The sequence below is a fragment of the Paenibacillus sp. 453mf genome (assembly GCF_900116105.1).
Lineage (GTDB): Bacteria > Bacillota > Bacilli > Paenibacillales > Paenibacillaceae > Paenibacillus > Paenibacillus provencensis.
In genome coordinates, this window is sequence record NZ_FPAC01000011.1 from 28,961 (window position 1) to 54,264 (window position 25,304).

Sequence of the window (25,304 nt, forward strand, 5' to 3'; positions counted from 1 at the left end):
GGGACGAGGATTTTATGTTTTTTTGAATACCATTTTTCAGTTTATTTAACACCATTGTGTGAAGCTCTGACATTGCTACTTCAGCTCATACCGTACTGTCAGCTGAGTAGACAACTTAATTTCTCCACTCTCAATTGCTGTGTTTGCACTGTCTTCGGCTTTACTAGTTGACTGCAATTCCAGCGACTCTCTGTAATAAGTAATGGGTTCGTCGAGACTTCCCTGGCTGACGCTGAGCACGATACCCAGCTGACGCTGAGCCGCATTCGCTATCGCTCCAGCTTTAAGCTTCGCATTCGCCATGGCCTTATCAATAACTTGTGTTTCAAACGCTTCGGTATCCTCTATCGAGAACACAACATTATCGATCTGATTCGCACCCGCATTTGTTGCAGCATCCAGCAGCTCGCCGACTTTCTCAAGATTACGGTAAGACACTTTGAGCGTATGATAAGCAGTGTAGCCTTTAATTTTCTGTCCATCCTTCTCGCTGTAAGTATAATTGGGCTGTACATAGAATTGATTGGTCTGAATATCCTTGCTGTCCACTTTCCAGGTATTCTTCAGCAGTGTATTAATCTTTTGAATTTTGGCTGCGTTCGCTTTTTGCGCTGCTGCAGCGGTATCCGCTTCTGATGATGCTCCAATCGACAAATAGGCAATATCCGGCTTAACTGCTATTTCACCTTTCCCTGTGACCGAAATGAAGTTCTGCATCGCTGCTGCCTCCTGGGCTAATGCTGTTCCCCCTGCAGACCAGCTCCATCCTCCAATTAATAGTGCTCCAGCGATGGCTGCGGCAGCGAAAGGTTTAATCCATTTCTTGTTCCCCACTTCATCTAACCTCCTTCAATTTGCAATCTATACCATTGGACGCAGTCTCTTAGAAAAAAGTTTCAATATGTACAAGCATGTCCAAAATACGAAAAAGCCCCGATTTCTCGCAATGTCATTAAGGCTAGGCTCTAGCTTAATGATATTGCGATTTCTCGGAGCTTTCTCTCTGTATTTTGGCGTTACAAAAAAGATGGTGAATTATTGGTTCTCCAGCTCTTCTTTGCTTACGAGACTTACTAAAGCGTTTACAGCCTGTTCTGAATCCGCACCTTCTGCACTAATGACTACTTCAGTCCCTGTGCTGATTGCAAGGCTCATAATTCCCATGATGCTCTTTGCATTTACTTTTTTATCATCTTTTTCCACAAAAATCTCAGACGAATACTTATTCGCTTCTTGTACGAATAGTGCGGCTGGTCTGGCATGAAGACCCGTCTTCAAACGGACTACTACCGGGTGCTTTGTCATGGAAACTTACCCCCTCTTCAAAATCTATACAACAATCAATACTTCATAATTATAAACATTATACCATTATAGCATGAATGAAACTAGAAAAAAAAAGAGTTATTGCTTATAACTTTGAGTTCGTAAATAAACCCTTCTCTGTTCTAATTTTTTCGGCCATTTCATCAATTTTGCGCAGGCGATGATTCACACCCGATTTGCTCACTGTCCCTTTTAGTAATTCCCCAACTTCCTTCAAATTAATATCCGGATGGGCAAGCCTTACTTCAGCGACTTCACGAAGCTTATCGGGCAGAGTATCAAGTCCCACTTCCTTATCCAGGAACTTGATGTTCTCAATCTGGCGGACTGCCGCACCAATCGTCTTATTCAAGTTTGCCGTCTCACAGTTCACAATCCGGTTCACTGAATTCCTCATGTCCCGCATAATTCGAACGTCCTCAAATTTGAACAACGCCTGATGAGCACCTATAATGCTCAGCATTTCAATGATCTTTTCGCCTTCTTTGATGTAAAAAATAAAGCCTTTTTTTCTTTCGATGCAGCGTGCATTCAGATTGAACTCATTCGCAAGATCAACGAGGGCCTGGCAATGCTCTTCATACATGGATGCAATCTCAAGATGATAGGAGGATCCTTCGGGATTGTTCACCGATCCACCAGCCATGAAGGCACCCCGCAAGTAAGCCCGCTTACAGCAGTTCTTACGGATAACCTCTTCCTCTATGCCTGGTGTGAACATAAAGCCTTCCGAAACGATGTGAAGCTCCTTCAAAATTTCCTGAACTCTTGCCGGAATTCGGACGATATATACATTATTCTTTTTGAGCCGCATTTTTTTACGAACCAACAGCTCGGTATGCACTTGAAAGTGTTTTTTGAGCAAAGAATAAATTCGCCTTGCTATCGCGGCATTCTCCGTAGAAACATCCAAAATAACCTTTTTGTTCGAGAGCTGAACCGCTCCAAGCATACGGATGAGTGCTGACAGTTCCGCTTTTTCACAGCAGGGCTCACTTTCGATCATGGTTAGTTCTTTTTTGGTCTGTGCCGCAAACGACAAGGGTCTCACCTCTTTCGAATCATCCAATTTTGAACGAGTGTATAGATATGATGACTGAGCTTATTCGCATCATGTCTAAGATAGGTCCTGTACAATACAAGCCGATCTGCAATACACTCGTTAGACAACTTTAGAATTTCTTCCAGATCCATCTGTACAGGCTTAGCACCTTTCTCTGCATACATCTCCTGTACCGGCTCTGGTATATCTCCATTATTTACAATAACGTAGTCAAACAATCTCGTCCCAATATGCGCATCAATAGCTTTTAGATGATCACTTACTGTATACCCGTCGGTTTCCCCTGGCTGGGTCATCACGTTGCAAATAAAGATCTTCGCTGCCTGGGAAGCAACCACAGCTTTTGCCAATTTGGGAACGAGCAGATTGGGCAGTATACTGGTGTAAAGGCTGCCAGGACCCATAATAATGGCATCCGCTTGTTCAATAGCTGCAACAGCTTCTGGCAACGGCTCCACGTGGTCCGGTTCAAGGAATACACGTTTAATCCGGCCGCCATGTTCAGGGATCTGTGACTCACCGGTTACGATTGTGCCATCTTCCATTTCTGCGTGCAGGACGACTGCCTCACCAGCAGCGGGAAGCACCTGTCCTCGTACTGCAAAGACGCGGCTGATCTCTCGGACTGCTGTTACGAAATCGCCCGTAATATCTGTCATGCCTGCCAGGATAAGATTGCCAAGACTATGTCCTGCTAAACCATTACTTCCACTGAAACGATAATTAAGCAATTCTGACATCAGCGGTTCCACATCAGCAAGTGCTGTGAGTACATTACGGATATCGCCGGGAGGCGGCATTTGCAGCTCATCGCGCAATATGCCTGAGCTCCCCCCGTCGTCAGCTACCGTAACGATTGCCGTGATATCAAGCGGCTTATTCTTTAACCCCCGCAGCATAACAGACAGCCCCGTACCCCCGCCCATTACGACGATATGCGGACGTTTCATTTGTTCAACAGCCACTTTCATCACTTCACCTTCTATAAGAAGTTGCTCAAGTTAAGCTATTTATCACCTAGGCGAATCAATTTCATAATACCTTTAGCTGCTTCAATCAAGGGTATATATAGATCAAAATGATTTTATTTGTCTATATATAGTTTCAAATCACCTTTAAATTTATTTATGAAATTGATTCAGGCAAGAGCGGATTATACATCATAAACCTCCGCAATGGCTATTATTAGGATAAACTTTTACACAATATGCTCACCATTGATTCTTTCGGTCAGCCTGTAGAATGGTCATGTTCTGTCCCTTAAGGTGAATTGTGCCTACCTGCAACTTGTCTGTACTAAATCTCGTAATTCTGACGCATTAATGACGATCTCGATCCGCATCTCGATGAGTTACAGATACAGATTCCGTCTCGCTGGCGCCAAGCATCTTGCCAAGGTATTCAGAAATGGCAACCGAGCGGTGCTTGCCGCCTGTGCAGCCAATCCCAATAATGACTTGACTCTTCCCTTCCTTCCGGTATTGCGGAATAAGAAAATGCAGCATATCCAGCAGCTTTGTTAAAAAGGACTGCGTCTCTGGCCATTTCATAACATATTCATAGACATCACTGTTCTGTCCAGTATTTGGACGCAGATGCTCCACGTAATGAGGGTTCGGCAAGAACCGTACATCAAATACAAGATCAGCATCAATTGGAATTCCGTATTTGAATCCGAACGACGTTACATTGACCGAAAGCATATTCGCCTCAAGATGTGAGAAGCGGGAAATGATGCGCTCCTTCAGCTGAGCAGGCTTCATATTACTGGTATCGATGACCTGGTTAGCTGAATTTTTGAGCTCCTCCAGCATCTTGCGCTCCAGTCTTATCCCGTCAAGCGGCATACCATCAGGTGCAAGCGGATGACGGCGTCTGCTCTCCTTATAACGCTGTACCAATACTCCATCTTGTGCATCCAGGAACATGATCTCACAATGGATTGTGAAGTGATCCTTGATGTAGTTTAAAGATTCGGACAATGCCGTAAAAAATTCACGTCCCCGTAAATCAATGACGAGCGCCACTTTAGAGATCTTCCCGTTTGACTGTACAATGAGCTCCGCAAACTTAGGAATGAGCACCGGAGGCAGGTTATCGACACAGAAGAAGCCCAGATCTTCAAGACTTTGCACTGCAATCGTCTTCCCTGCTCCTGACATCCCTGTAATGATAATAAGGGTTGCTCCTCCTGCTGGTGAATTTTCACCTTCTGACATGAATATCCCCCCTATCAATTTCAGTTCGTCCAGTATGATTTCTTGTATGGATTAAGATCGAATCAACAATCCTGCGGCTCCGACGATTCCTGCATCATTACCAAGTGTGGCTGGTACAATAGATACCCCTTCTTGCAGAGGTTCAGGCGTGTAACTCGCAAATACGCTGCGTACTTCGTCGAACAGGATGTTTCCTGCCTTCGATACACCGCCACCGATAATATATGCTTGCGGATTCAGTACAGCTGTCACTGCAGCCAGGGATTTACCCAGATAGAAAGCTGCACGATGAACAATGCGAAGAGCTACCTCATCTCCTGCTTTGGCTGCATCGAACACGTCCTTCGCCATAATTACCGGGACTGTACTGAGGCTCGTGTGATCTCCGCGCTCTACAGCATCCTTCGCCATACGAATAATACCCGTTGCGGATGAAACGGTTTCTAAACAGCCCATCTTGCCACAGCCGCATTTAATAGCCTCAAGATCCGGCACAATGCTGACATGACCAAGCTCTCCGGCCATACCCGAGAAGCCTTGATAGATCTTGCCATTAATAATAATTCCACCGCCAACGCCTGTTCCAAGCGTATAGCACACACAATTCTCAACGCCTGCGCCCGCACCCGCCCATGCCTCGCCAAGTGCTGCTACATTCGCGTCATTATCTATTTTGACAGGCTTGCCAAGTCTTTCTTCGAGAATGGAACGAATTGGAACATCTCGAAATCCTACGTTGGGTGCGAGAATAACAATTCCTTCACGCACATTAGTGAATCCGGCAACTCCTGCACCAACTCCTGCAAGCCGGTCCCAACTGTATGGTGACTCCTCTACGATTTGACGGACATACTTTTCGATGTTGTCAATAACAGTATCTACACCTTTGTCCACTTCTGTAGGTCCTTCATAGGTATGTAGAAGTTTTCCTTGCTCGTCGCAGATTCCGACTTTGATCGCCGTTCCGCCCAAATCCACTCCAACGTAGATATTTTCAGACATTGCTAGCAAGCCACCTTTATCATCTGTAATATTTATTCTTACGTTATCACTATAATTGAAGGAACAAAGTCGGTCAAGACGAAGAAAGTGCTAAAACACTTGACAAAAAACGACCTTTAACAAAAAATTCTTGGATGCTCTCTGCAGAATTTTAGCTGAAAAGCCGTGCATAAAATCAGCCGCGCACAATAGGATCGTGCCCGGCTGGTCATTTGAAGCTTATATTCATTATGGATTGAGTGTCTCGCTCCAGTCATGTGTCATGCTGCCTTCCAAAAACTTCTCACAGTCCATAGCGGCCATACAGCCTGAGCCCGCTGCCGTAATTGCTTGGCGATACTTCGTATCTTGAACGTCGCCGCAAGCAAACACCCCTGGAATATTCGTTTCCGTTGTGCCTGGATTAACCGCAATGTAACCTCCGGCATCCAGTGTAATCTGCTCTTTCAAGAACTCCGTATTTGGACGATGTCCAATCGCGACAAACACGCCGGAAGCTTCAATCAACTCTTCCTCGCCCGTCTCATTGTTCTGAACCTTGAGACCTTTGACCCCTGACTCCTCCACAACGACCTCAAGCGGAGTCCGATTAAGAGCCCAATCCACTTTTTCATTCCCACGTGCACGGTCCTGCATAATTTTTGAAGCGCGGAGCTCCTCGCGGCGGTGAACGACGGTTACGCTGGAGGCAAAGCGAGTCAAGAAGTTTGCTTCCTCCATCGCTGAATCTCCTCCGCCAATAACGACAATTTTCTTGCTTCGGAAGAAGAAACCATCACAAGTCGCGCAGGTGCTAACACCGCGGCCTACGTTTTCTTTTTCCCCTGGAATACCCAAATACTTGGCAGAAGCACCTGTCGAGATAATAACTGCATCGGCTGTTATTTCCTCCCGACCTTCCACTTTGATCCGGAAAGGACGCACAGACAAGTCGATGTCGTCCACCCAGCCGCTCTTAAACTCTGCCCCAAAGCGTTCAGCCTGCTTACGCATGTTATCCATCAGCTCGGGACCTAGAATACCTTCGGGAAAGCCCGGAAAGTTCTCTACCTCTGTTGTGGTTGTCAATTGTCCTCCCGGCTCAAGACCCTCGATTACGAGTGGATTCATACTCGCACGAGCCAAATATATGGCTGAAGTCAGGCCTGCTGGTCCTGTTCCAATAATAACCGATCTATAGTGAGACATGCTAATACCTCCCTAGCGTTTATTGTGGAATGCTACGATTTCTTCTCCTTCAGAGCTTGAAAGATGTGTTCCATACGATGCTGAATATCACATACACGATCAATTTGTTTCACGTATCTGCTTACAGTTGATGCTGAAATCCCGTATCTTTGAGCCAGTTCTGAATACGTTATTCCCTTAGACACATACTTCATCGTCAAATATTCCAGGGCAGCTGACCACCCTTCCACATGCTGAATGGTTGGCATGTCAGGAGACACTCTCATTAGATAGTCTGCCCATAAATGTTGAACACCTTCACGCAAATGCTCAGATCGTTTGTGCATCTCCTCAAGTGCCATGTCTAAGACTGCCTGCTGCTGATCATCCAGTACGGGTGAAGGCTCCTGCCCCTGCTCGCTCCGGCCAAAAAGGTATTGCGTCAGTACCGGTGTGCCTTGACCGTAAGGATTCGCTGAGGATTCAGAAGCTCCAGTATCCACATCAGATTCGTTCAGATCTCCAATCTCACGTAGTACAGAGAGCGCCATTTGCTTCAGTTCCAGACTCTGTTCCTCCTCCAAAAAAGAGGTAAGGGCCTGCTGAACCTCATAGTCCCCGATAATCTGAAGCGCCCGAATCACATTAGCCTTCGTTGGATCATCGCCGCGATGAAGAGCCCAGAAGAAAGAAGAACGAATTAAAGGATCTTTTTTGATATCTTCAGGCACATGGCTTCCATACTTCTCCCACAAACGAAACTGCTCTTCAAACGGCAAGTGATAGTGATAGCTTACAGGACCCACTCTTTGATCCATTTTTCTCGAATGAAGCTGGTCCAAATAAAACTTTGGCACCTCTGAGTCCGGATCCAGCTTGCTGACCATCTGCCACAGACGTTTCGCCGCATCATACTGTTCCGTATTGCAAGCAGCGACGGCCGTATAATGCACGAGCGAAGGATCATTCGCTGCTTCCCCGCTCCTTAGCAGCCGGCGGAAATGCATATAGGCAGCTTCGTGCTGACCCATTATCCCCATCGTAGTGCCCAGCTTAAATACATGTTCTTGTTCAAACGGAACCAAGGTCAAGAGCTGCTTCAAGAGAAGTGCAACTTGCTCTTCGTCTCCATCATTCTGATAAAAAATCGCCAGATTGCACAGCGCATGCAAATTGCCGGGCTCCTGCTCAAGCAGATCATATATCGTTTGCTTGGCTTTTGGGAATCGTCCCATATAATAATAAGCCAGAGCTAGATTGTTGCGCGCGGATACAAAATCGGGATGCTCGGAAGCAATGCTCTCCAGCATTTCTGCTGCCTGTGCAAACTTGCCTTCCTCCAGCAAACTGCGTGCAACATCATGCTCTGCAACACCTTCTCTTGCTTTAATCCTTTTTACATGAAGCTTGCGTTTGAGTTCGTGAGATAGAAGCTCTATCATTTCTTCTGCTTCTTCGAGAAAGTGCCCTTGCTCATCCTCCTCCAAATAGGTCACCAGTGCTTCCTCTGCAGATTCAAACTGCTCCATGTTGGCATAGTTATTGGCCATATAGAAGTAGCATTCTGTCATTCCAGAATCAACGTGCTTCATGATATGTTCCAATACTTCATTCGAGCCGGCATAGTCACCCATCTCTGATAATATACCCGCCATATTAAAATGATTCACCGGATTGTCCGGTTCATATTCAACAGCTTTGCGAAAATATTTAAGCGCCTTGTCATAATGATTGCGATCCAGCTCGCGGACGGCTCTTTCAAAGAAGAAAGAAGCATCGAGATGAACCTGTATAACATTATTAGAAGAGCTGTCAGTCCGCTGTGGCTTGCTTTTCATATGTGCCAAGGCACCTCCCTATAACATACAATTTCATACTCTCCAGTATAACATAATCTGAGCAAGTCTTCGCCGGTATTGCAAAACTATGCACTCCATGAAAATTTATACTATCCACCATCAAAAGAATCAATATCTTCATACCGTTGTTTGCTCTAATCAAGCGTATATAGATCAACAATAAAAAAAGCTCTCCCTATAGACGGGAGAACTTCTATACACCAGCATCCTTAAACAACGTAGCGATTGAGCCGCCATCTAGAATAATACGAATGGCCCTCGCCAGCATGGGTGCAACCGACAAGACTGTGAAACACGATGGATCACCGGACTCCGGCAGAGCAATAGAGTCGGTAACTACAATCTCAGAGATGTGAGGGTGCGTAAGCCTTTCCAAGGCAGGCCCTGAAAAAAGACCATGCGTCGCGCTTACAATAGCAGAGCCGGCCCCTCTCTCCTTAAGCCCCTCCACCACATTTACAATGGTCGTACCTGTATCAATTAGATCTTCAATGATGATTGGTGTTCTGCCATCTACATCCCCGATGACATGAGTAATAACTGATTCATTATGATTGGGACGCTTCTTGATCATAATGGCGAATGGCGAATCCAGCCTGCTGGCCAGCTTCTCCGCCATGGACGCCCGGCCTGCATCCGGCGACACAATGACCGGATTCACAATATTCTTACTCTTCAAGTAGTCACATATCAAGTCAAGAGCCGTCAAGTGATCCACAGGTATATTGAAGAAGCCTTGGATCGCGGCGGCGTGCAAATCTATCGTTACAATTCTGCTCGCACCCGCTGTCGTCAGTACATCAGCCAGCAGCTTGGCAGAGATCGGCTCACGCGGTGCAGATTTGCGTTCCTGCCTTGCATAGCCGTAATAGGGCAATATGACATTAACCGTCCGTGCAGATGCCCGCTTGGCGGCATCAATCATCACGAGCAGCTCAACAAGCAGCTCATTGATCGGTCTCGACAGCGATTGTACTAGGAACACGTCACAATTTCGGATCGTTTCCTCATAGTGGACATATATCTCACCGCTCTGGAAACGGGCTATTTTGATCTTGCCCGATTCGACTCCAAGCTTGCGGCAAATATTTTGCACGAGCTGAGGGTTAGACGATCCCGAAAATATACGGAGAGAATGCTGCATACATGCCTCCCGAATCAAAATTTTAGACATCACTACCGAGCACTTCATTTTTCATCCTTATATTTCCATTATACTCTGCGACGACTGGATTACAATGGAACAGACGACCGTTTTCGATGCTCGAATACGGCAAGTTCTGTATATCCGATTTCCCGTAGAAGATCTCTTGCCTGATCGACATGCTCACCCACTTTTGCCGGATCATGCGCATCTGATCCAACCGTGATTGGAATGTTCAATTCAAAAGCTTTCTCAAGTATTCGCCGGCTCGGGAACATTTCGGCACAAGGCTTGGATAGACCAGACGCATTCAGCTCTATTGCCAACTTGCTCGCTGCAATGGTCTTAAGGACAGATAATTCCAGCTGCAGCCATTCCTCTGCTTCCGATGACTTTGGTGTATAACCGAAACGCTTGATCACATCGATGTGCCCGAGATAATCATAGAGACCTGAGCGCGCCGCCTTCTCAACCGCATCGTAATACGTCTTGTACACTTCAAGGACATCCTTGTTCTCCCAGTTGTGCACCTGCCGATAATCCGAAATGTCCCATTCCTTAAGGAAATGAACGGATCCAATGACATAATCAAAAGGATAGGCGTTAATGATCTGCTCAATCTTCTCTTCAAATCCCTCAATATAGTCTCCCTCTAGACCGACAAGCACCTTAATTTGTCCCTTGTACTTTTCCCTAAGTGATAGGCACTCCTCCACGTAACGGGGGAGCTCCTCCATTGGCATCGCCATTTCAGGATAATACGTTGCCGGATTGACATGGATCAGCGGCATGTGGTCCGACAGCCCAATTTGACTGTAGCCGAGCCGAACTGCTTGCTGTACATAGGCTTCCAGTTCTCCTACCGCATGTCCACATCTGGCATGATGTGTATGGAAGTCGATTAGCATAGACATAGAGTTCCCACCTGCCTTAATCCCGGCGTGGACGTTCATGGCGAAGACTGAGCTCCTGCATGATTTCATCCAGTGGAAGCTTCCGCTCTTCAAGAAGAACGAGCAAATGATAGATCAGGTCACTGACCTCGAGTCTAAGCTCTTGGTTATCCTTGTTCTTGGCAGCGATGATCGTTTCTGACGCTTCCTCACCAATTTTCTTGAGGATCTTATCTACGCCTTTATCGAACAGATATGTCGTGTACGCACCTTCTGGACGCTCCTTCTCGCGCTCTGTGATGACACGCTCCAGCTCCGCCAGCACATCAAACCGGCTGCCTGCCTGCACTTCTGCACCAGCCTCACCAGTACCGGACACATAAGTCCTCGCCTGATTCACACCACTAAGTTCACGGAAGAAGCAGCTGTTCTCACCCGTATGGCATGCTGGTCCTTTGGGATTCACCAGTACGAGCAGCGTATCTCCATCACAATCATATTTTAATGAAACAATCGACTGTACATTGCCGGACGTCGCTCCTTTATTCCATAGCTCACCCCGTGAACGGGACCAGAACCAGGTCTCTCCCGATGAGATCGACTTAAGCAGCGACTCTTCATTCATATAGGCCATCATCAGCACTTCTTTGGTGTCCGCATCCTGAACAATGGCAGGGACAAGCCCTTTTTCATCGAAACGGACTGCTTCTATTGCTAGTTCTGTACTCATCGAATTTCAACCCCTTTGGATTTCAGCTGCTGTTTGAGATGCGGTATAGCGATCTCTTTATAGTGAAAGATCGTTGCAGCAAGCCCTGCATCTGCTTTGCCTTCTGTGAACACTTCTTCAAAATGCGCTTCTTGCCCTGCACCGCCTGAAGCAATAACGGGGATCCAGACTGCCTCACTCACAGCCTTCGTCAGTGCGATATCAAATCCGTCCTTCGTTCCGTCTGTATCCATGCTCGTAAGCAGCAATTCTCCAGCTCCCAGCTGCTCAGCTCGTTTGACCCAATCCAGTGCTCGAATGCCCGTTGCCTTTCTTCCGCCGTGTGTATATACCTCCCAGTCGTTGATCGACTCGTTCCACTTGGCATCAACAGCAACCACAATACACTGAGATCCAAACCGCTGTGCACCTTGAGTAATTAAATCAGGGTTCAGTACAGCTGCTGTATTAATCCCGATTTTATCCGCACCCGCACGCAAAATTTTCTTCATATCATCCACATGCTTAATTCCCCCGCCTACCGTGAAAGGAATCGCAATTTCTCCAGCGGTTTGACGGACGACCTCGATCATCGTTTCCCGTCCTTCTGCTGAAGCCGATATATCCAAGAAGACAATCTCGTCTGCACCTTCCTTATCGTATAAGGCAGCAAGCTCTACAGGATCACCGGCATCTCTTAGATTGACGAAATTGACTCCTTTTACAACTCTGCCGTCCTTCACATCCAGGCATGGTATGATCCGCTTGGCCAGCATAGGTTCACCCTCCTCTCCTCTATTTCGTCTATGTTAAACCACTGTTATTGATCGTTTCGATGGCCTGCCTCAGATCAACGGCACCCGTATACAATGCCTTTCCAACGATTGCGCCGCTGACGCCCTGATCTCTGTATCTGTGAAGACGCACAAGATCCTCCATCGTGCTGACTCCTCCTGATGCAATGACCTGCTGTCCACTGACTTCAGCTAATGATACAATGGCTTCAATATTTGGCCCCTGCATCATTCCGTCTCTCGAAATATCCGTGAAAATAAAAGTCTTAGCTCCGTATGCGGCAAGCTCCTTGGCGAGTACCTCTGCTTTGACCTGAGAAGTTTCAAGCCAGCCTCTCGTCGCAACATAGCCATCTCGTGCATCAATGCCAATAGCCACCTTGTCACCATATGAAGCTAGTACGGTTTCTGTAAATTTTCGATCCTCGATTGCCGCAGTGCCGAGAATAACCCGACTGACGCCAAGAGACAGAAGCTGTTCCACATCCTCTATTCGGCGGAGACCGCCTCCGACTTGTACAGGAACATTTACAGCGGAAGCAATCTGTCCGATTACTTCTGCATTAACTGGCTTGCCTTCCTTTGCTCCATCAAGATCGACCAAATGAATGAAGGTGCCCCCTTGTGCTTCCCATTCCTTAGCGGCTGCAACCGGATTGTCGTTGTACACAGTCTCCTGGTTATAGTCTCCTTGTACCAGCCTTACACATTTGCCGCCTAGAATATCAATGGCTGGATATATAGTGAACAAAGACATACTAATTCAGGCCTCCCCCATCTTCTCTTGATTCTCACATCAACTTGAACTATCGCTACATTATGTCCTCAAGACCTCATTCAGAAGCTTCTGCTAAACGCAGAAAATTGTTTAAGAGCTGCATCCCAAGCTTCCCGCTCTTCTCGGGATGAAACTGCATACCATACACGGAGCCATGGCCGACAATGGCCGTCACCGGATAACCATAATCTGTAACCGCCAGCAGATTTGATTCTACTTCAGGCTTAGCGTGATAAGAATGGACAAAGTACACATGGCCTTCCTCCAGTCCTTCAAACAGGGGGCTGTCCTGATGTATAAATTCGAGCTCATTCCATCCCATATGCGGAACCTTGTAATCTGCCCTCTCTTCGAACCTTATAACATTCCCCGGCAAAATACCGAGACCCTCATGATTCCCGTGCTCCTCACTTCTGCTGAATAGCAGCTGCATTCCTAGACAAATGCCGAGCAGCGGTGTTCCATCCTCGCTCACCTGCTTAATGACGGTATCAAGCTTCGCTTCCCGAAGATGCTGCATCGCATCTCCAAATGCCCCTACACCCGGCAGAATGACGCCGGCAGCCCCTAGAATCTCTTGTTCATCCCCTGTTACCAGTGCGGTATAACCCAGTCTTTCGACAGCCTTGCTTACGCTGTGCAGGTTCCCCATTCCGTAATCAACAATGGCTATGGTCATAAGGCTACAGCACTCCCTTCGTTGATGGCACACCGGTAACACGCGGATCGACTGCTGTCGCTTCATCCAGTGCTCTTCCGAGCGCCTTGAACACAGCCTCGATCATATGATGGGTATTTTGTCCGTAATGAACGATAACGTGAAGCGTAATTCGTGCCTCAAGCGCGAACTTCCACAGAAATTCCTGTACCAGCTCTGTGGAGAAGCTTCCTACCTGCTGGGAAGGATACTCTGCCCGATATTCAAAGTGCGGACGATTGCTGATGTCAATGACAACCTGCGCCAGAGCCTCGTCCATCGGAACAAACACACTTGCATACCGCTTGATTCCTTTTTTATCGCCTAATGCAGTTAGCAACGTTTGCCCCAGACAAATGCCGATATCCTCCACCGTGTGATGGTCATCAATTTCAATATCGCCTTTGGCGACGACTTGGAGATCAAATTGCCCGTGCTTCGTGAACAAGTCAAGCATATGGTTCAGAAAAGGTACATCTGTCTCAATCTCGGAACGACCTGTTCCATCCACACCGAAGGCAAGCTGAATGTCGGTCTCGTTCGTTTTTCGGCTGACACTTGCTCCGCGGCCTTCTTCAATAAAACTGTTAACGCTGTTGTCCTGATTTCCCATTTTACGCCTCCGCTCTCCAGCATCTCGCTCTTATTTCGTTATGATTGTTTTGATATTTATACTCTTGCTTAAAGCAAACGCAGGGCAGTTAGAAATCATCTTATGCAATTAATTGCGTTCCTGCTGTAATCTAATTTCAATCGCTCGTGCATGCCCTTCTAATCCTTCATGACGAGCCAGCTCCATAATGGCTTCTCCATTCCTGAGGAGCGCTTCCTTGCTGTAATAGATAAGACTCGATTTTTTCGTAAAATCGTCCACATCGACCGGCGATGCATATCTTGCCGTTCCGTTGGTCGGAATAATATGATTCGGCCCTGCAAAATAATCCCCTACCGGCTCAGAGCTGTACGGTCCGAGAAAGATCGCTCCAGCATGACGGATATAAGATACATAAGACATCGGCTCCGCCACCATCACTTCAAGATGCTCCGGTGCCAGCTGGTTCACAACCTCAATGCCTTCAAGCAGGGAGCTCACGACGATAATCGCTCCATGCGCCTCGACCGAAGCTCTCGCAATGTCTTCTCTCGGCAGCTTGCTAAGCTGTTCTTCCACCTCTCGCTGTACCTCTTCAGCCAGCTGCTGGGATGTCGTCACAAGGATGGCGGACGCCATTTCGTCGTGCTCCGCCTGAGATAACAGGTCGGCGGCAACATAGTCCGCTTTCGCGGTTTCATCCGCCAGGACCACAATTTCGCTCGGGCCTGCAATACTGTCGATATCGACGGCCCCGAACACCTCACGCTTCGCGAGCGCCACATAAATATTGCCCGGTCCACAGATCTTGTCGACCTTCTGGATGCTCTCCGTGCCGTAAGCCAAGGCGGCAATCGCCTGCGCGCCGCCCACCCGGTACATCTCGTTAACGCCTGCTTCCGCAGCAGCCACGAGAATGTACGGGTCAACGCCTTCGCCGCCGCTCGTAGCCGGCGGCGTCACCATCACAATCTCACGCACACCGGCCACCTGTGCTGGAATGACATTCATCAGCACAGAGGAAGGATATGCTGCCTTGCCGCCCGGCACGTAGACACCGACACGGTCCAGCGGCCGGATAATCTGTCCGAGCAGACTTCCATCAGGCTCAAAGTCCATCCAGGAACTTCGTTTCTGTTTCTCATGAAATTTACGTATGTTGTGCGCAGCTGCTCGAATCGCGGTGATAAATGAAGGCTCCACTACATCATAAGCTGCATTCATCTCCGCCTCGGTCACCTTCAGCTCAGCTGCACTTATTTCGGTCCGGTCATGGAGAGCAGTATACTTTAGCACAGCTGCATCTCCATCGCTCCGGACATCCTGAATGATTTGACGAACCGCTTCATTTTGTTCCTTCGTTCCATAATCCACATCACGCTGTAGACGGAACTCCTTCGCCGGTACGATTCTCATCTTCCAATCCTCCTTTATCAACATACCTTCAGGGCTACAATCCTTTATTTATCTTGTTAAGTATTCAGTTGCTTAATTGTTCATTCCATAGATCAAGGTCATGTTGAACCTTATATTGTCAGGGATTACATCAATGAAGCAGCTCTATCATTTCATGCCGTGAACTATTTATCATCTATTCAGCAGGTGCTGTAATAACCTGCTGCAATGCATCACATAAACTCTGAATCTGTGCATTCTTCATTCGGTAGCTTACCCGGTTTGCAATCAATCGGCTAGTGATCTCAAACATGCTTTCGAATTCAATGAGCCCGTTCTCGCGAAGCGTCTGTCCGGTCTCGACCATATCAACGATCCGGTCGGCCAAACCGATTAATGGAGCAAGCTCAATTGACCCGTTCAGCTTAATGACCTCTACTTGCTGGCCCTGCTCCCTAAAATACTGTGAAGCCACATTCGGATATTTCGTGGCCACTCGCTGCCTGATGCCTGGCTCCCAGTCCGGTAGTCCGATGACCGACATTCGGCAGCGAGCGATCCCTAAATCAAGCAGCTCATACACGTCTTTGTTTTCCTCTAACAAGACATCCTTACCGACAATACCGATATCGGCTGCTCCATACTCTACATAAGTTGGAACATCTACCGGCTTGGCCATAATAAATTCAAGCTGTGCCTCTGGCAGTGGAATGACCAGCTTGCGGGATTCATCGATATCCGCTGGAATTGCAATGCCTGCCGCACGAAACAGCTCAGAAGCTTTCTTATATATTCTTCCTTTCGGCATAGCTACCTTCAAAATTTCGCTCATGCTTGATACTCCCTCCCTCTGCCTTCTGCTGACTTATATTGAATTACTGTAAGTATATACCTTCTCATATTTTCCCTGGAGCATAGACACCGCATAGTTGGAGCCCTGCTCCCCCATTTCTATTGCCTGGTTATAACAATCGTCATCTCTTCCCATCAGCCTGGTTACAACAATCCGTCCTTCGCTTCTCATCTCGCCTGCCCGTGACAAAGCCTCTGCCCGGTGCTCCTTGGTATATTCAATAAGTACAGGGAGCGGCTGTTCTACACGAATTCCTCTTACTCCGTCGACAATTCGGTTTGTCTTGAGAGCAAAACCGGTAGCAGGCACATCTTTTCCAAATTGCTTCAGCAATTTGTCATATCTGCCTCCGCTGCATACGGGTGAACCCAGCTCTGCTGCGTATCCCTCAAAGGTCATACCTGTGTAATAAGAAAAGTCACCAATCATCGTCAGATCAATCAGAACATGCTGTGATACGCCGTAGGCTTCTAGCACTTCCCACACGCTGCAGAGATGGTTCATGGAGCTGCGGGCTTCACTGCTTGTACTCAGCTGTTCTGCCTTGCTGCAAATCTCCTTCCCTCCACGTAGGCGGAGAATCGCGTTCATCCGTTCCTTCGATTCATCTTCCAGAGGCAATGCATCAATCTTCTCACGATAACCGACATAGTCACGTTTCAGCAGGACTTCCTTAAGCTCCTTCTGCAATTCCTTCTGACCCGGAACAATCTCTTCAAAGAGTCCGTTCAAGAATCCTACATGTCCCATCGCAATCTTGAAGGACTGAACTCCTGCAGCTTTCAAAGAAGCAATAGCCAGAGCGACAACCTCTGCATCCGCTTCCGGCGAGTCGTCTCCAACCAGCTCCACACCGGTCTGAAAGAATTCCGCTTCCCTTCCTGCTTCCTCTTCAATCGCCCGAAACACATTTGCATGATAAGACAGACGCAGAGGCAGCTTCTCCTCCTTGAGAAGTGAAGATACAACCCGTGCAATCGGTGCTGTCATATCAGAACGAAGGACAAGTGTAGTTCCCCGATTATTAAGCAGTTTAAATAGCTTCCGATCCGAGGTAGAGCTGGCAACACCCACGGTGTCATAGTATTCCATGGAGGGTGTTATGATCTGACGATATCCCCAGCTGCCCATGCACTCCAGTACCCGATGCTCGATGCGGCGCAGTTTATCAACCACATGAGGCAGATAATCGCGTACACCAGCTGGTTTTTCGAAACCCTTTGGTTTAGACATATGAATTTCCCCTCATTTTATTTATATTTTAATCACGAACAATATCTTTATTGCGTTAATGTACTACCAATCTAACAAATTAAAGAATTATTCGATATAATATCACGTCTTCCATGGCACGTCAATTCACCTTGAATTGCAAGAGGTTGTCTGCACTCACAATAATGAAGCTTTTTTATATGCAAAAAGGACCTGCAGCCGGGTCCTTTTTCTATCCAAGTCATACCTATTCTGTTTCTGTTGACTCACTATCACTGGGGATAACGGCCTTAGACTTCAGCTCACGAAGCGGATTGCCGCCAACAAAAGCACCCGGCGCAACATCCTTATGAACAACGGAACCGGCAGCAACGACCGCACCATCTCCAATGGTGACTCCAGGCAGGATCGTTGAATTTGCTCCAATCAGCACATTATCACCTATGATAACATCTCCTAGCCGATATTCCTTAATGAGATACTCATGTGCGAGAATTGTAGTGTTGTATCCAATGACGGAGTTTGTGCCAATCTTGATCCTTTCCGGAAAAAACACATCCACCATCACCATAAGTCCAAATGCGGTATAATCTCCTACCTTCATACGAAGCCGGCTTCGATAGATCCAGTTCTTTAATGGCAGGATAGGGCAGTATCTTGAGAGCTGGATCCAGATGAAATTGCGAACCCCTTTAAAGGGACTCACCGTACGGTAAATATGCCATAGTGCATTGTGCCCCTCTACAGGATAACGCTCCACCTTTCTCACGTTTACTGCTCCTTCTGGATTATAGTCAATATATCGTTCATATCATGCAAAATATAATCCGGGCCGTACTCCCGCAGCTTCGCCTCACCCTTCAATGACCAAGCCACTCCCGCCGCTTTGACTCCAGCTGCTTTCGCTGACTGGATATCAACTGGACTGTCACCAACCATTAAGGTTTGGGCTGGATCGGCTCCGAGCTCTTCAACTGCCTTCTGAACCGGTTCCGGATGCGGTTTGGGATGCGTCACATCCGATACTGTAACGATGACCTCCATATACTTCTTAAGATCATACATTTCAAGCACCTTGAGCGTGCTTGGCCGAATTTTTGTCGTTACAACCCCCATCCGGATTCCTTGCTCACGAAGCTTCTCGCAGACCTCTGTAACATGAGGGAACGGATTAACCATTGCGTCATGGTGGATCGCATTGTATGCACGATAGCCTGTGACGTACTCAGCTACATCTGACTTCCCTGTAAAAGCCTGCATCTGCTGCTCCAGGGTTCCGCCCATATGCGGAATAATCTCCTCGCGCGGAAGAGCTCCTGGACCAAGCTGATCCAGGACATGCAGAAACGAGCTGATAATCAGCTCGTTCGTATCTATTATTGTTCCATCTAAATCAAATAAAACGGTGTTAATCATGCTGGACTACTCCTTTTTCTGATCAGAGCTCCCCTTGTTGCTGTGAGAAGCATCTTTGATGTCCTTTTCTTTATCCATACTTGTCAGCTCGTCATCTTCCTTAACTGCCGGTGTCTTCGTTGACACAATCGGATCTGAATAACGTTCCTTGGAGGCACCAGTCACTCGGCGCACAACGATCAGAACGATTGCAATCAATACAAAAGCGATAGACAGCAGCTGCGAAATCCGGATATTGCCATATTCGGGATCCAAATAACCCATTTCGAAGCCCATAGCGATCATAGGTGACCACATACCGTGAATCATCGATGCAAGCCATTCTGGACCTTGGAATGCCAGGCTGTCTGTACGCAGTGCTTCGATAAAGAAACGTCCGATAGAGTACCAGATGAAGTAGGACATGAACAGCTCGCCGGCACGCATGAACTTCTGACGACGCAGAATAAACAGGATCAGCAAGCCCACGATATTCCAAACCGATTCGTACAAAAATGCCGGATGATGATATGTACCTTGCACGTTCATCTGATTAACAATAAAGTCAGGCAGATGAAGTGTATTTCTCAGGAAAGATTCTTCCACAGATCCACCGTATGCCTCCTGGTTAACGAAGTTCCCCCAACGGCCGATGGCCTGACCGATAAGCAATCCTGGCGCACAAATATCTACGATTCGCCAGAAGTTATATCCTTTATGCCTGAAATAGAAAAATGCACAAATGATTGCGCCAATCAGCGCACCATATATGGCGATACCGCCCTGCCATATCTTAAACACATCCCAGAAGTTGTCCTTGTAGTCATCCCATTGAAAGGCAACATAATAAATCCTTGCCCCGATAATGGCCGAAGGGACACCCAGCAGTAATAAATCCATAAAGAAATCAGAAGGTATACCGAAACGTTTGCCTTCCTGCATGGCCAGCAGTAAGCCTACAATGGCTGCAGTCCCTAATATCAGCCCATACCAATGAACATTAAGAGAACCAATGGAAAAAGCAATAGGATCAAGTAATAAGGTACCCATTTGTCCACTCCTTAAATTTATCATCACTTTTGTTATACTTTATTCGCGTCGATAGGTGCATAGGTATGGACATAATCAGTCCATATCATCATTGTCTTCTGCAATCGTTGCCGTCAGTTTGTTCGTAAACTGAAGCGCAGCATTAACACCCATTCGTTTCAAACGGAAGTTCATAGCTGCTACTTCAATAATGACACCCAGGTTACGGCCAGGGCGGACCGGAATCGTAACGAGCGGCACATCCGTATCAATAATACGAGTCGTCTCCTCGTCAAGCCCAAGACGGTCATATTGCTTATCCTGCTGCCAAGCCTCAAGCCGAACAACAAGCGTAATCCTCTTGTGATTCCGAATAGCGCCCACACCAAATAGTGTCATTACATTGATAATCCCCACTCCGCGAATCTCAAGCAAATGTCTGATGAGCTCAGGTGCGGTACCATGTAATTGATTATCTGCCGTTTGGCTGATTTCGACTGCATCATCCGCGACAAGGCGGTGACCCCGTTTTACGAGTTCAAGAGCTGCCTCACTCTTACCAATCCCACTGCTTCCTGTAATGAGAAGACCAATGCCATACACATCACACAAAACCCCATGAATGGTTGTCGTTGGTGCAAGCTTACCCTCCAAGAAACCTGTAATACGACTTGATAAGATCGTTGTCGACATTGAACTGCGCAGAACAGGCAGATCACGCTCATTACTGATATCAACCAGCTCCTGAGGCACATCCAGACCGCGAGTCACCACAATACACGGTGTTTCTTCATGACATAAACGGCTCATTCGATCTCGACGCTCTTCTTCAGGCAGCATCTGCAAGAAGGCAAGCTCTGTTTTGCCCAGCAGCTGTACTCGTTCCGTTGGATAGTATTCAAAATAACCGGCCATTTCAAGGCCTGGTCTGTTCAGATCATCTACTGTAATAGGCCGCTTAAGACCTTTCTCGCCTGAAACGACCTCAAGCTGAAATTCGTTAGCTAGCTCTGTTACTTTTACTTTTTTAGCCATGTTGGATTCTTCCTTCCATTACAATCAGGATGACTCCTGCGAATTATCTTGCTGTTGAATCAATTTCATAATACCTTTAGCTGCTTAAATCAGGGATATATATAGATCAAATTGATTTTTTGTCTATATAGTTTCGATTCACCTTTTTAATGAGTTATGAAATTGATTCGGTTAACATATGTTATGTACATCTCTTTACCTATAATCGGAAGTTTCAATGTCATTATCGTATAGGAAATTAGGTCTGAATGCAATGTTCATGCCATGAATGATTTATTCAGTACTAATATAAAATGAAAAGGGCTGCCCTGGCGCTAAGCCAAGACAACCCTCTCTATTCTGTCCAAAGATCTTAGTCTTGAACAAGTACATTAGCTTCTGTTTCGATATCGAAGATATGAACTTTGTTCATGTCGATTGCCATTTTTACAGTGCTGCCATCACGAGTATTGGAGCGTCCATCAACACGGGCAATAGTAACATCGCTGCCTACACCGCTGAGGTACAAGAGCAATTCATGACCAAGGTTCTCACTTACATCTACTTTAGCCGTAAACACAGTGTGTGGGGAAGCTTCCAGAAATACAGGCTCTTCATGAATATCTTCTGGACGAACACCCAGAATCACATCTTTACCCGCATAGCCTTTGCTCTTCAGAATCTGAGCTTTCCCTTGCGGGATCTCTACATCAACACCAGTAGCTGTAAAGCGAAGAGTGTCTCCTTGCTGAGACAGCTTACCTTTGATGAAGTTCATTGTTGGAGATCCAATAAAGCCGGCAACGAACAAGTTCGTCGGATTGTTATACAGCTCTTCCGGAGAAGCCGCTTGTTGAATATATCCGTCTTTCATTACAACGATACGATCACCCATCGTCATTGCTTCGATTTGGTCATGCGTTACGTAGATAACGGTTGTTTCCAAACGTTTAGCCAGTTTAGTAATCTCCGCGCGCATCTGTCCACGAAGTTTAGCATCCAAGTTGGAGAGCGGCTCATCCATCAAGAAGACTTGAGGATTACGGACGATCGCACGTCCCAATGCGACACGCTGACGCTGACCACCGGAAAGAGCTTTTGGTTTGCGATCCAGCAAATGCTCGATATCGAGAATTTTAGCTGCTTCGCGAACGCTCTTATCGATTTCTTCTTTTTTCACTTTACGAAGCTTCAAACCGAATGCCATGTTCTGATATACGTTCATATGCGGATACAAGGCATAGGATTGGAATACCATCGCGATATCGCGGTCTTTTGGAGCCACGTCGTTAACGACACGATCACCGATATATAGTTTACCGTCGGAGATTTCCTCAAGGCCGGCAATCATTCGAAGTGTTGTGGATTTACCGCAACCGGAAGGACCTACAAGTACCAGAAACTCTTTATCCTTAATGTCTAAGTTGATATCAACTACCGTCGCCTTATCTGAACCTGGATATTGTTTGTAGATATGTTCTAAACGTACACCAGCCATGATTATTGCCTCCTCAGCATAATTTCATTAATTCATGTAAACGAATACACACAGCAATATCAATAATGTAATCGAATTCATTTTCTGTTCTTATATTAACCTAGTTCGGTCTCTTATGACTATGCACAATTCATACAAAAAAATCAGAGCCTTTTCGTCACTTTGTACAAGAGCAGTGTCAGCTTCACCAAAACGGCGTCCTTAAAGCTTCGAACATCTAAACCGGTCTCTTGCTTAATCTTGTCCAGCCGGTATATCAGGGTATTTCTGTGAATGTAGAGACGTTTTGCGGTTTCACTGACATTACAATCCAGCTGAAAGAAAATCTCTAGTGTTGATATCGTTTCTTCATCAAATAGTATGGAGGAATCTTTCACCTCGTTCAAATAACTTGATCTCTGCTCTTCTGGTATTCTGGATACCAAGCGCTCAAGTGTAAACCGCCAAGGGAAATGCACATGTTCACTCATTCTAAAAATCTTCCCAAGCTGAATCGTCTCCATCAGCAGAGAGGTTACGTGCGGCAGGCTGTCCAAGGAATACAGCGGAGAATGAACGGATAGATTAAATACGCCTACCCACTCATTAGCTACGACTTCATATAAGCCTTCGGCAAATGCCATCAGTTCGCTCTCAAGTGCCAGTTCTGTTCTTTCCGCACCTTGATCCACATCTTTTAACTCTGTCCGATCCAGAACCATAGCTTCTTCTGCAAGAACGAGCCATTTATCTTGTTGCAAGAGTACAAGCATGATCTCTCCGCCAAAGTAAGATTGAAGCAGCTTGTACATCGATTTTGGAGCAACACCAGAATCATGTCCGCCCTCATACGTTATATAAAAGGGAACGATCCCTACTCTAAAAACAGATGTAAGATTATCCAGTCCTTCTGGTATAGTTACTGCATCCGAACTGTCGATCTGTTCAATAATCCAGGCGCCCAGCATATTCATATTAGACTGCTCTGTTGTATGATCCGCATGCATCGGAGAAGCAGACTGCATAGAAGTAATAATCCATTCGATTAAAGCTCTCTCTGATGCACTAACCTGATGAGCTGGGACAGATATCACAAGTGGCTGCTCTTGATTTTCATTACTCAAATGAAAATACAGCCGATCATTCACAATGAACGACGCTTCTCCTAAACTCTCTTCAGCTTTAAATTTGGCATTCTCTATGGTTTGAAGTCCATTAATTTCGAACGGTGTCTCCATAATGTGCTGCAGCTTCTGTAATAACGATTTATGATCCATCACAATTCCTCACCACTTTGCGACTTTATGTTTAAATCAATAAGTAGAGCAAGCGTATTTAGATATTTATGCATGATTATTCGATATCAATGATGGTTCAATGATTATAAGCACATCTTTATCTTCATTATTTTTATTATAAAGGACTATGTTCCAAAAAACACGGCCAAGCAATGAACTCATTATACAACAAAAAAAGCCATCAGTATTGAACTGATGACTTTAGTGATGAGCCATGAAGGACTCGAACCTTCGACACCCTGATTAAAAGTCAGGTGCTCTACCAACTGAGCTAATGGCTCATAAAAACTGGTGGAGGATGATGGATTCGAACCACCGAACCCGTAAGGGAGCAGATTTACAGTCTGATGCGTTTGGCCACTTCGCTAATCCTCCAGGATTAAAAAGTGGCTCGGGACGGAATCGAACCGCCGACACGAGGATTTTCAGTCCTCTGCTCTACCGACTGAGCTACCGAGCCAAGGTGTTGTGGCAAAAAAAATAAAGTGTCGGGTAAACCCCTTCCCACTTTATACGTGGAACATGTGCTTCATTGACATTTCTCAAAAAGTTAAATGGCGGAACTGACGGGATTCGAACCCGCGATCTCCTGCGTGACAGGCAGGCATGTTAGGCCTCTACACCACAGTTCCTAACTTTATGAAAAATGGTGCCGGCGAGAGGACTTGAACCCCCAACCTACTGATTACAAGTCAGTTGCTCTACCAGTTGAGCTACACCGGCGTATATGGTGGAGACTGAGGGGATCGAACCCCCGACCCTCTGCTTGTAAGGCAGATGCTCTCCCAGCTGAGCTAAGTCTCCAGGATAATATGGTAGCGGCGGAGGGGATCGAACCCCCGACCTCACGGGTATGAACCGTACGCTCTAGCCAGCTGAGCTACACCGCCATATTTTTATCACACAACTTGTCCTATGTTATCACAGCCGATTCTGAAAATCAACTAGATAATTAGTGGCGGAGAGAGAGGGATTCGAACCCTCGCACCGCTTACGCAGTCTAACCCCTTAGCAGAGGGTCCCCTTATAGCCACTTGGGTATCTCTCCAAAAGATGTGTAATTTTCCTTCAAGGATTTACTCCCTGAAAACTAGATACGAAACAATCTGCGATTTATTGCTTTCCCCGTTATTCTCGGGGTCCCCGCAAAGTATTCGGAATTTACTCCGGAAGCATTCACTTCACTTTGTGGGGTGTTTTTTTGGATAAGCCCTCGACCGATTAGTACTGGTCAGCTCCATGCATTGCTGCACTTCCACCCCCAGCCTATCTACCTCGTCGTCTTCAAGGGGTCTTACTAGTTGGGAAATCTCATCTTGAGGGGGGCTTCACGCTTAGATGCTTTCAGCGCTTATCCCGTCCGTACATAGCTACCCAGCGGTGCTCCT

24 protein-coding genes, 8 tRNA genes and 1 rRNA gene are annotated in these 25,304 nt (G+C 46.6%); all 33 read right to left on the minus strand.

Features of this window, described 5'->3' with window-relative positions; all coding sequences use genetic code 11:
- Positions 1-75: 75 nt before the first annotated feature.
- The gene (locus BM415_RS23220; RefSeq protein ID WP_091161671.1) at positions 76-834 is read right to left on the minus strand and encodes an SIMPL domain-containing protein; all 759 of its coding nucleotides are present in this window, start codon (positions 832-834) and stop codon (positions 76-78) included.
- A gap of 201 nt (positions 835-1,035) precedes the next feature.
- Positions 1,036-1,305: an HPr family phosphocarrier protein gene (locus BM415_RS23225; RefSeq protein ID WP_047913898.1), complete on the minus strand. Its 270-nt coding sequence runs from the start codon at positions 1,303-1,305 to the stop codon at positions 1,036-1,038.
- Between the two features lie 106 nt (positions 1,306-1,411).
- Entirely contained in the window at positions 1,412-2,368 is a 957-nt protein-coding gene (whiA, locus tag BM415_RS23230) for a DNA-binding protein WhiA (protein WP_091161673.1), read from the minus strand.
- Positions 2,369-2,373: 5 nt separating this feature from the next.
- A complete protein-coding gene (locus BM415_RS23235) occupies positions 2,374-3,360 on the minus strand; it encodes a gluconeogenesis factor YvcK family protein (protein WP_091161674.1) in 987 nt (328 codons plus the stop codon).
- A gap of 348 nt (positions 3,361-3,708) precedes the next feature.
- A complete protein-coding gene (gene rapZ / locus BM415_RS23240) occupies positions 3,709-4,608 on the minus strand; it encodes an RNase adapter RapZ (protein ID WP_091161676.1) in 900 nt (299 codons plus the stop codon).
- A gap of 51 nt (positions 4,609-4,659) precedes the next feature.
- Positions 4,660-5,610, minus strand: a complete 951-nt coding sequence (locus tag BM415_RS23245) for an ROK family glucokinase (protein WP_091161677.1) — start codon at positions 5,608-5,610, stop codon at positions 4,660-4,662.
- Between the two features lie 228 nt (positions 5,611-5,838).
- Positions 5,839-6,798, minus strand: coding sequence for a thioredoxin-disulfide reductase (trxB, locus tag BM415_RS23250; RefSeq protein WP_091161679.1), 960 nt, complete (start codon positions 6,796-6,798; stop codon positions 5,839-5,841).
- A 32-nt stretch (positions 6,799-6,830) separates the two neighbouring features.
- Positions 6,831-8,615, minus strand: coding sequence for a tetratricopeptide repeat protein (locus BM415_RS23255; protein WP_091161680.1), 1,785 nt, complete (start codon positions 8,613-8,615; stop codon positions 6,831-6,833).
- Positions 8,616-8,829: 214 nt separating this feature from the next.
- Complete coding sequence (locus BM415_RS23265; protein ID WP_091161683.1) at positions 8,830-9,780, minus strand: ribose-phosphate diphosphokinase; 951 nt, start codon at positions 9,778-9,780, stop codon at positions 8,830-8,832.
- Positions 9,781-9,869: 89 nt separating this feature from the next.
- Positions 9,870-10,688: a histidinol-phosphatase HisJ gene (gene hisJ, locus BM415_RS23270; protein ID WP_091161712.1), complete on the minus strand. Its 819-nt coding sequence runs from the start codon at positions 10,686-10,688 to the stop codon at positions 9,870-9,872.
- 22 nt (positions 10,689-10,710) lie between these two features.
- Positions 10,711-11,403, minus strand: a complete 693-nt coding sequence (gene hisIE / locus BM415_RS23275; protein WP_091161685.1) for a bifunctional phosphoribosyl-AMP cyclohydrolase/phosphoribosyl-ATP diphosphatase HisIE — start codon at positions 11,401-11,403, stop codon at positions 10,711-10,713.
- Positions 11,400-12,158, minus strand: a complete 759-nt coding sequence (gene hisF, locus BM415_RS23280) for an imidazole glycerol phosphate synthase subunit HisF (protein WP_091161687.1) — start codon at positions 12,156-12,158, stop codon at positions 11,400-11,402. The genes hisIE and hisF overlap by 4 nt, the downstream gene beginning before the upstream one ends.
- Before the next feature lie 28 nt (positions 12,159-12,186).
- Positions 12,187-12,933 carry a 1-(5-phosphoribosyl)-5-[(5-phosphoribosylamino)methylideneamino]imidazole-4-carboxamide isomerase gene (hisA, locus tag BM415_RS23285; protein WP_170862597.1) on the minus strand — a complete coding sequence of 249 codons (747 nt, stop codon included), beginning with the start codon at positions 12,931-12,933 and terminating at the stop codon, positions 12,187-12,189.
- Positions 12,934-13,009: 76 nt separating this feature from the next.
- On the minus strand, positions 13,010-13,633 hold the full coding sequence (hisH, locus tag BM415_RS23290) for an imidazole glycerol phosphate synthase subunit HisH (RefSeq protein WP_091161690.1): 624 nt from the start codon (positions 13,631-13,633) through the stop codon (positions 13,010-13,012).
- A 4-nt stretch (positions 13,634-13,637) separates the two neighbouring features.
- The gene (gene hisB / locus BM415_RS23295) at positions 13,638-14,264 is read right to left on the minus strand and encodes an imidazoleglycerol-phosphate dehydratase HisB (RefSeq protein WP_091161691.1); all 627 of its coding nucleotides are present in this window, start codon (positions 14,262-14,264) and stop codon (positions 13,638-13,640) included.
- Between the two features lie 108 nt (positions 14,265-14,372).
- The gene (gene hisD / locus BM415_RS23300) at positions 14,373-15,659 is read right to left on the minus strand and encodes a histidinol dehydrogenase (protein WP_091161693.1); all 1,287 of its coding nucleotides are present in this window, start codon (positions 15,657-15,659) and stop codon (positions 14,373-14,375) included.
- Between the two features lie 175 nt (positions 15,660-15,834).
- A complete protein-coding gene (hisG, locus tag BM415_RS23305) occupies positions 15,835-16,470 on the minus strand; it encodes an ATP phosphoribosyltransferase (protein ID WP_091161695.1) in 636 nt (211 codons plus the stop codon).
- A 33-nt stretch (positions 16,471-16,503) separates the two neighbouring features.
- Positions 16,504-17,724: an ATP phosphoribosyltransferase regulatory subunit gene (locus BM415_RS23310; RefSeq protein ID WP_091161696.1), complete on the minus strand. Its 1,221-nt coding sequence runs from the start codon at positions 17,722-17,724 to the stop codon at positions 16,504-16,506.
- A 226-nt stretch (positions 17,725-17,950) separates the two neighbouring features.
- Positions 17,951-18,472 carry an acyltransferase gene (locus tag BM415_RS23315; protein WP_091161698.1) on the minus strand — a complete coding sequence of 174 codons (522 nt, stop codon included), beginning with the start codon at positions 18,470-18,472 and terminating at the stop codon, positions 17,951-17,953.
- 2 nt (positions 18,473-18,474) lie between these two features.
- A complete protein-coding gene (gene ppaX / locus BM415_RS23320) occupies positions 18,475-19,119 on the minus strand; it encodes a pyrophosphatase PpaX (protein ID WP_091161699.1) in 645 nt (214 codons plus the stop codon).
- A gap of 6 nt (positions 19,120-19,125) precedes the next feature.
- Positions 19,126-20,148 carry a prolipoprotein diacylglyceryl transferase gene (gene lgt, locus BM415_RS23325; RefSeq protein WP_091161701.1) on the minus strand — a complete coding sequence of 341 codons (1,023 nt, stop codon included), beginning with the start codon at positions 20,146-20,148 and terminating at the stop codon, positions 19,126-19,128.
- A 75-nt stretch (positions 20,149-20,223) separates the two neighbouring features.
- Complete coding sequence (gene hprK / locus BM415_RS23330; protein WP_091161702.1) at positions 20,224-21,162, minus strand: HPr(Ser) kinase/phosphatase; 939 nt, start codon at positions 21,160-21,162, stop codon at positions 20,224-20,226.
- A 352-nt stretch (positions 21,163-21,514) separates the two neighbouring features.
- Entirely contained in the window at positions 21,515-22,639 is a 1,125-nt protein-coding gene (gene ugpC / locus BM415_RS23335) for an ABC transporter ATP-binding protein (protein ID WP_091161703.1), read from the minus strand.
- A gap of 143 nt (positions 22,640-22,782) precedes the next feature.
- Positions 22,783-23,895, minus strand: coding sequence for a PucR family transcriptional regulator (locus BM415_RS23340; protein WP_091161705.1), 1,113 nt, complete (start codon positions 23,893-23,895; stop codon positions 22,783-22,785).
- 229 nt (positions 23,896-24,124) lie between these two features.
- Positions 24,125-24,197: transfer RNA gene (locus BM415_RS23345), tRNA-Lys, on the minus strand.
- A gap of 8 nt (positions 24,198-24,205) precedes the next feature.
- Positions 24,206-24,291 (minus strand) — tRNA-Tyr (locus tag BM415_RS23350).
- A 12-nt stretch (positions 24,292-24,303) separates the two neighbouring features.
- Positions 24,304-24,376: transfer RNA gene (locus BM415_RS23355), tRNA-Phe, on the minus strand.
- A 95-nt stretch (positions 24,377-24,471) separates the two neighbouring features.
- A tRNA-Asp gene (locus BM415_RS23360) sits at positions 24,472-24,548 on the minus strand.
- Positions 24,549-24,563: 15 nt separating this feature from the next.
- Positions 24,564-24,639, minus strand: a tRNA-Thr gene (locus tag BM415_RS23365).
- A 5-nt stretch (positions 24,640-24,644) separates the two neighbouring features.
- Positions 24,645-24,720, minus strand: a tRNA-Val gene (locus BM415_RS23370).
- 9 nt (positions 24,721-24,729) lie between these two features.
- A tRNA-Met gene (locus BM415_RS23375) sits at positions 24,730-24,806 on the minus strand.
- A gap of 66 nt (positions 24,807-24,872) precedes the next feature.
- Positions 24,873-24,964 (minus strand) — tRNA-Ser (locus BM415_RS23380).
- A gap of 153 nt (positions 24,965-25,117) precedes the next feature.
- A 23S ribosomal RNA gene (locus tag BM415_RS23385) occupies positions 25,118-25,304 on the minus strand; the annotation flags it as partial.

Coding starts and splice junctions, on each gene's coding strand:
- BM415_RS23225 (WP_047913898.1), bottom strand. CDS start 1,305: ATGACAAAGCACCCGGTAGTAGTCCGTTTGAAGACGGGTCTTCATGCC.
- BM415_RS23235 (WP_091161674.1), bottom strand. CDS start 3,360: ATGAAAGTGGCTGTTGAACAAATGAAACGTCCGCATATCGTCGTAATG.
- rapZ (WP_091161676.1), bottom strand. CDS start 4,608: ATGTCAGAAGGTGAAAATTCACCAGCAGGAGGAGCAACCCTTATTATC.
- BM415_RS23245 (WP_091161677.1), bottom strand. CDS start 5,610: ATGTCTGAAAATATCTACGTTGGAGTGGATTTGGGCGGAACGGCGATC.
- trxB (WP_091161679.1), bottom strand. CDS start 6,798: ATGTCTCACTATAGATCGGTTATTATTGGAACAGGACCAGCAGGCCTG.
- BM415_RS23255 (WP_091161680.1), bottom strand. CDS start 8,615: ATGAAAAGCAAGCCACAGCGGACTGACAGCTCTTCTAATAATGTTATA.
- BM415_RS23265 (WP_091161683.1), bottom strand. CDS start 9,780: ATGCAGCATTCTCTCCGTATATTTTCGGGATCGTCTAACCCTCAGCTC.
- hisJ (WP_091161712.1), bottom strand. CDS start 10,688: ATGCTAATCGACTTCCATACACATCATGCCAGATGTGGACATGCGGTA.
- hisIE (WP_091161685.1), bottom strand. CDS start 11,403: ATGAGTACAGAACTAGCAATAGAAGCAGTCCGTTTCGATGAAAAAGGG.
- hisF (WP_091161687.1), bottom strand. CDS start 12,158: ATGCTGGCCAAGCGGATCATACCATGCCTGGATGTGAAGGACGGCAGA.
- hisA (WP_170862597.1), bottom strand. CDS start 12,933: ATGTCTTTGTTCACTATATATCCAGCCATTGATATTCTAGGCGGCAAA.
- hisH (WP_091161690.1), bottom strand. CDS start 13,633: ATGACCATAGCCATTGTTGATTACGGAATGGGGAACCTGCACAGCGTA.
- hisB (WP_091161691.1), bottom strand. CDS start 14,264: ATGGGAAATCAGGACAACAGCGTTAACAGTTTTATTGAAGAAGGCCGC.
- hisD (WP_091161693.1), bottom strand. CDS start 15,659: ATGAGAATCGTACCGGCGAAGGAGTTCCGTCTACAGCGTGATGTGGAT.
- hisG (WP_091161695.1), bottom strand. CDS start 16,470: ATGAGCGAAATTTTGAAGGTAGCTATGCCGAAAGGAAGAATATATAAG.
- BM415_RS23310 (WP_091161696.1), bottom strand. CDS start 17,724: ATGTCTAAACCAAAGGGTTTCGAAAAACCAGCTGGTGTACGCGATTAT.
- ppaX (WP_091161699.1), bottom strand. CDS start 19,119: ATGATTAACACCGTTTTATTTGATTTAGATGGAACAATAATAGATACG.
- lgt (WP_091161701.1), bottom strand. CDS start 20,148: ATGGGTACCTTATTACTTGATCCTATTGCTTTTTCCATTGGTTCTCTT.
- hprK (WP_091161702.1), bottom strand. CDS start 21,162: ATGGCTAAAAAAGTAAAAGTAACAGAGCTAGCTAACGAATTTCAGCTT.
- ugpC (WP_091161703.1), bottom strand. CDS start 22,639: ATGGCTGGTGTACGTTTAGAACATATCTACAAACAATATCCAGGTTCA.
- BM415_RS23340 (WP_091161705.1), bottom strand. CDS start 23,895: ATGGATCATAAATCGTTATTACAGAAGCTGCAGCACATTATGGAGACA.